The organism is Rhizobacter sp. (assembly GCA_021153565.1).
In the GTDB taxonomy this organism is placed as follows: domain Bacteria; phylum Pseudomonadota; class Gammaproteobacteria; order Burkholderiales; family Burkholderiaceae_C; genus Albitalea.
Map to the genome: position 1 here is coordinate 1 of JAJKJU010000129.1, position 5,889 is coordinate 5,889.

Annotated in this window: 5 protein-coding genes; 1 reads left to right on the plus strand and 4 read right to left on the minus strand. The window is 62.4% G+C overall.

What is annotated here, in order from left to right; genetic code table 11:
* The 4 genes from AC30NL_RS07960 to recG all read right to left on the minus strand — a co-directional run.
* The coding region (locus AC30NL_RS07960) for an SWIM zinc finger family protein (protein ID WP_489463471.1) at positions 1-629 on the minus strand (629 nt) is incomplete at its 3' end.
* A 211-nt stretch (positions 630-840) separates the two neighbouring features.
* Entirely contained in the window at positions 841-1,764 is a 924-nt protein-coding gene (locus AC30NL_RS07965) for a hydrogen peroxide-inducible genes activator (protein ID WP_489463472.1), read from the minus strand.
* Positions 1,765-1,814: 50 nt separating this feature from the next.
* Complete coding sequence (locus tag AC30NL_RS07970; protein ID WP_489463473.1) at positions 1,815-2,390, minus strand: Yip1 family protein; 576 nt, start codon at positions 2,388-2,390, stop codon at positions 1,815-1,817.
* Positions 2,391-2,563: 173 nt separating this feature from the next.
* A complete protein-coding gene (gene recG, locus AC30NL_RS07975) occupies positions 2,564-4,627 on the minus strand; it encodes an ATP-dependent DNA helicase RecG (protein ID WP_489463474.1) in 2,064 nt (687 codons plus the stop codon).
* 50 nt (positions 4,628-4,677) lie between these two features.
* Here recG and queA point away from each other — a divergent pair, with 50 nt between their 5' ends.
* The gene (queA, locus tag AC30NL_RS07980) at positions 4,678-5,748 is read left to right on the plus strand and encodes a tRNA preQ1(34) S-adenosylmethionine ribosyltransferase-isomerase QueA (protein WP_489463475.1); all 1,071 of its coding nucleotides are present in this window, start codon (positions 4,678-4,680) and stop codon (positions 5,746-5,748) included.
* The last annotated feature ends 141 nt before the right edge of the window (positions 5,749-5,889 follow it).

Here is a 5,889-nt window from a genome sequence, read left to right on the forward strand (position 1 = left end):
AGCCACAGCAGGCGCAGGATGGACAGGTCGGCGTCACTGACGAACTGCGGCGGCTTGAGCAACGCTTTTTCGACATTCTCCCAAGGGTCTCCGATCGAGCGCACGCCACCCTCACGCGCCAGGCTCGCCTTGAAGATCTCCACTTTGTGGTGACTGCTGTATTTCGGTCGCGTGATCACATACGCCAGGGCGTGCGGGGAAGGCTTGGGCTTCTTGGTGCCGTGGACGCCACTCGTGCGATCGGTGCCATTAGGTCCATGCAACCGGCGAAATGCCTCCAGCCAGCTCACCAGTTCGGGGCGAACCGATGGATCGATCCGATCTGGGGCATCGGTTTGGCGGTGTTCGAGAAGCGCCATCAGGACAGCCGCCACGTGCTTGCAGTCATAACCGACGGAGCACGTGCAATGACCATCGATTTCGAGGCGTTGGCCGTGCGGGTAAAAGAACACGTCTACGTCATAAGGATCGCGCCTTGTGCCATACACCTCGCCACTGAGCAGGTCGACGTCCCACGTCAGAGCGGACACCGAACCCACATAGGCACGCCCCTTGTCCACAGTGCTGGCACCGAGCCAGCGCACGATCTGGGGCTGGTCATATGCAGGAAGGCTTGGTTGGGCGCTCATGGAATAAAGTTTGACGCTTTGGAAAAAAGCCCATGATTATGGTGTTTTGATGAAATCGAATTGCTCGACATGGTGAAGGAGAAGGCTGTCGACCCCGGAGCGCGCGTGGGGGCGAGACGGGCGGCATCCTGCGCCATGCCGATCACTTGGTCGCTCTTGACTCGCGCTACTTGCCGTTCGCCACGCAGCTTCGGCACCTCGCCGATCAATCTCAGGCGGTGAGTCGTTTCAGTCCCGGCAGTTCGCAGGCATAAATCGCATTGCGCAACGCCGCGATCGCTTCATAGCGCGTGAACGTCCGGCGCCATGCCAGCACCACGCGCCGCGTCGGAATTGGCGCCGAGAACGGGATGTACAGCACATGTGACTGCGAGTCCTTGGGTACGCTCAACTGCGGTACCACCGTCACGCCCATGCCGGAGGCGACCATGTACTTGATGGTTTCAAGCGACGAGCCCTCGAAGCTCTTGCGAATACCTTCGGCGTTGCTCGAAAACCGTGCGTACTCGGGGCAGACCTCGAGCACATGGTCGCGAAAGCAATGGCCGGTACCCAGCAGCAGCATCGTTTCATTCTTCAGTTCCTCCGCGCTGATGCGCTTGCGCTTGGCCAGCGCATGTGACTTCGGCACGGCGACCATGAAAGGCTCATCGTAGAGCTGAGCGACTGCCAGGCCGGTTTCCGGGAAGGGCTCGGCCATGATCGCCGCGTCGAGTTCGCCCGTGCGCAGCATGTCCAGCAGCTTCACGGTGAAGTTTTCCTGCAGTATCAGCGGCATCTGCGGAACGCGGTCGATGGCCTGCTTGACGAGGTCGGGCAGGAGGTAAGGCCCGATCGTGTAGATCACGCCCAAGCGCAGCGGCCCGGACACAGGGTCCTTGCCGCGCTTGGCGATTTCCTTGATGCCGGCGGCCTGCTCGATCACCGACTGCGCCTGTCGCACGATTTCTTCGCCCAGGGGCGTCACGCTGACTTCGTTCGCGCCGCGTTCGAAAAGCTTCACGTCGAGCTCTTCCTCGAGCTTTTTGATGGCGACGCTGAGCGTGGGCTGAGAGACGAAGCAGGCTTCTGCCGCGCGGCCGAAATGGCGTTCGCGAGCGACGGCGACAATGTAGCGAAGTTCGGTGAGGGTCATTGTTTGGAGCGACGCATGAGGCTTCGCAGTATGTCAGCGCGACCTGCGCATCACCACATCCGCATGCCTCGCCCCATCATCGGCACTCCGATCACCATGGACACGACCAGGCCCGCGACGAAGGCGCAGGCGAAGAGCGTCGCGGTGTAGGGCACGGCCTTTTCATCCGGGCATTTCATCAGCACCGGGACGCCCGTGTAGATAAGGTAGATGCAGTACAGGTTTGCCAGCACGCTGAGCATGCTGAGTGCCGGCACGAGGAAGAAGATGCCGCCGACGAACAGCGCTGTACTGCCGTAGGCCATCAGCTTGAACGCCTTGAGGATGTTCTTCGTGCCGTCGAATTTCGGCGCAAGTTCGTTCGCGATCAAAGCAAGCCCGTAGACGATGGCAAGCGACAGTACGTAGCTGATGACCTGCGAGACGAGTCCGGAGACGATGGTCGAGCCGACGGGCAGTCGTTCCACGACATGCAAGCCGATGAAAATCGCAACCGCAGGAATGGCGGCCAGGTAGACCAAGTATTTCTTGTAGATCGATTCGACGGTGCTGGCTTCTTCGTCAATGACGGGCCACGTATCTTTCGGCTTGAGCAGGATGTCTTGGACGCGCTGGATCAGATTCATGGAGGCTCCGTGGATCGATGTGGATTCATACGGCGTGTGTGGCGCCGCCTCGGCAGGCGGATGCTAGTGCACATAGCAGTGAAACACTCCATTAGTGTGCCCGTGCAGTCGTGCAGGTTTGCAAGCTAGGGGGTTTGGCTCGCGGAATGGCTTTCCCAAAATCGGCGACGCCCTCAAGCCTTCAAGTACTCCGCCCGCCCGCCCAGCCAACGCGCCACGTGGCGTTCTGCTGCTTGCGGAAGCTTGTCCAGCATCTGCTGCGCGGCATCTCGCGCGGATTTCACGAGATGTTCGTCGAGCGTCAGTTCCGCGAATCGCAACAGCGGTGCTCCCGACTGACGCGCACCGAAGAACTCCCCCGGCCCGCGAATGTCCAGGTCGCGCCTGGCGATCTCGAAGCCGTCAGTTGTCTCCGCCATGGCCTTGAGCCGCGACTTGCCCGTGTACGACAGCGGGCCGCTGTACAGCAGTACGCACACGCTTGCCACCGAGCCGCGACCCACGCGTCCACGCAGTTGATGCAACTGGCTGAGTCCGAATCGCTCCGCATGCTCGATGACCATCAGGCTTGCGTTCGGCACATCCACGCCAACTTCGATCACCGTCGTGCTGACGAGCACTGCCATCTGCCCGCCGCTGAAAAGCGACATGACTGCGGCCTTTTCCGCCGCCGGCATGCGTCCGTGAAGCAGGCCGACCATGTGGCCAGGCAGGGCCTCGCACAACTGCGCGTGCGTAGCAGTGGCGTTCTGCAAATCCATGTGCTCGGATTCTTCGATCAGCGGGCATACCCAGTAAACCTGGCGGCCTTGCTCCACCTCGTCGCGAATGCGCGCGATCACCGCGTCGCGCTTGCCGTCGGCGAAGACCTTGGTGACGATGGGCGTGCGACCGGGCGGCAGCTCGTCGATGGTGCTGATGTCGAGGTCGGCGAAGAGCGTCATCGCGAGAGTTCGCGGAATGGGTGTGGCGCTCATCATCAGCATGTGCGGCTCGAGCGCCTGCGTCGCGAGCTTGCCGCGCAAGGCCAGGCGTTGCTGAACACCGAAGCGATGCTGTTCGTCGATGATGGCAAGGCCGAGTTTCGCGAACTCGACTTCGTCTTGAATGACCGCGTGCGTGCCCACGACCAGCTTTGCTTCACCGGACGCCACCTTCCCCAGCATCTCGCGCCGACCCTTGCCTTTGCGACTGCCGGTGAGCCAAGCCATGTCGATGCCCAGCGGCGTGAGCCAGTCGATGAGCTTGCGAAAGTGCTGCTCCGCGAGGATTTCAGTGGGTGCCATCAACGCGCATTGCCATCCCGCTTCGATCGCAATGGCCGCGGCGAGGGCGGCCACCACCGTCTTGCCCGAACCCACGTCGCCTTGCAACAGTCGGTGCATCGGCATTTCTTTCTGCAAATCGCCTCCGATCTCTTCGACCACGCGGCGCTGCGCGGTCGTCAATGAAAACGGCAAGGCGGCTAGCAGCTTTTCCTGCAAGCCGTCGGGATTGATGTCGAAGCGCGGTGCGCGCTGCAGGTCGCGTTCACGCCGCGATTGCAACTGCGATAACTGCTGAGCCAACAGCTCCTCGAACTTCAGACGCTGCCACGCGGGGTGGCTCTTGTCCTCCAGCTCGGCCATGCTCACGTCGGGCGTCGGGTGATGCAGGAATTGCAACGACTCGCGCAGGCTCGTCATGCCTTTCGGCACGAGTTCGGGGGGCACGATGTCAGAGAGGTCGGCGTGCTTCACACCCGACGCGACGGCCTTGCGCAAGTAGGCTTGCGGCAACGCGGCGGAGGTTGGATAAACCGGCGTCAACGCGGTCGCGAGTGGCGTGTCTTCATCGACGTTCTTGAACGTCGGATGAACCATCTCCAGCCCGAAGAATCCGCCACGCGCATCGCCTCTCACGCGCACGCGCTTGCCGGGGGCAAGTGCTTTCTGGTGCGAGGGATAGAAGTTCAGGAAGCGCAGCACGAGTTCATCGCGACTGTCGTCACCCAGACGAACGACGAGTTGCCGGCGCGAACGGAGTTGAACCTGGCAATCTCGCACTGTGCCTTCGACCTGCGCTGTGTCGCCGTCGCGCAGGCTGGATATCGGCACGATGCGCGTCTCGTCTTCATAGCGTAGCGGCAGGTGCAGTGCGAGATCGATGTCGCGCACGAGCCCCAGCTTTTCCATGGCCTTCTGCGGCGCGGACTTCTCTTTGCGCTCGGGTACGGCAAGAGGGGCGGGAATCGTCATGGGACAATTCTGCCCTCCTTGGCACGTGTCTCGTACGGTCTTCAACGGCAATGTCTTGCAGCTTCACCCTGAGCGACTTCGATTTCGATCTTCCTCCCGAACTCATCGCGCAACATCCGGCCGCCGAAAGAAGCGCATCGCGCCTGCTCGACGGCCGGGGCGATGCACCCGCCGACCGTGTGTTCCGAGACCTGCCCGGCCTGCTGCAAGCGGGCGATCTGCTCGTCTTCAACGACACCAAGGTGATCAAGGCTCGGCTGCTCGGCGCCAAGGCCACGGGCGGGGCAGTGGAGGCCTTGGTCGAGCGGGTCTTGCCGCGGCACGAGGTCTGGGCGCATCTGCGTGCAAGCAAGTCTCCGAAGGCGGGTGGGACCGTATTCTTCGATGCCGCGGGCGGTGAGCGCTTTGCGGCAGAGGTACTGGGGCGGGCCGGGCCTGAAGACTCGCTCTTCCACCTTCGCTTTCCGAACGATCCGTTCGAGTTGCTCGACAGCTTCGGCCATGTGCCACTGCCGCCCTACATCACGCACGGCGACACTTCGGACGACGAGCGCCGCTACCAAACGGTGTTTGCGAGGCAACCCGGGGCGGTCGCTGCGCCGACGGCGGCACTGCACTTCGACGAGGCCTTGCTCGATGCATTGTCGAAGCAAGGACTGGGGCGTGCGCACGTCACGTTGCATGTCGGCGCCGGGACCTTCCAACCCGTGCGCAGCGAGACGCTTGCGGAGCACAAGATGCACAGCGAATGGTTCGAGGTGAGCGAGGACACTTTGGGCGCGATCGAGCGCACGAAGTCGGCCGGCGGGCGCGTGGTGGCTGTCGGAACAACGACGCTGCGCGCGTTGGAGTCGGCGGCCCTGGGCGGATCGCTCGAAGCCGGCGCGAGAGACACCGACATCTTCATCACGCCGGGCTTCGAGTTCAAGGTGGTGGACGTGCTCGTCACCAACTTCCATCTTCCCAAGAGCACCTTGATGATGCTCGTCAGTGCCTTCGCGGGGTACGAGCGGATTCGGTCGCTGTACCAGCACGCGATTCAGCAGAAGTACCGCTTCTTCAGCTACGGCGACGCGATGCTTTTGACGCGCGATCCCTCGTTGGGGCACCCTACGGTATAGCTCCAAGCAACTTTCCGTTTCGTTCAGGGGCCCGCCCCCGAACCGCCCCCAACCTGTTGCAAACCTGTTGCAACCCGCTGCAACCCGCTGCAACCCGCTGCAACCCGCTGCAACCCGCTGCAACCCGCTGCAACCGGCGCC

What these genes read in the sequence shown, in the direction of transcription:
- AC30NL_RS07965 (WP_489463472.1), bottom strand. Translation starts at nt 1,764, where the DNA reads ATGACCCTCACCGAACTTCGCTACATTGTCGCCGTCGCTCGCGAACGC.
- AC30NL_RS07970 (WP_489463473.1), bottom strand. Translation starts at nt 2,390, where the DNA reads ATGAATCTGATCCAGCGCGTCCAAGACATCCTGCTCAAGCCGAAAGAT.
- recG (WP_489463474.1), bottom strand. Translation starts at nt 4,627, where the DNA reads ATGACGATTCCCGCCCCTCTTGCCGTACCCGAGCGCAAAGAGAAGTCC.
- queA (WP_489463475.1), top strand. Translation starts at nt 4,678, where the DNA reads ATGTCTTGCAGCTTCACCCTGAGCGACTTCGATTTCGATCTTCCTCCC.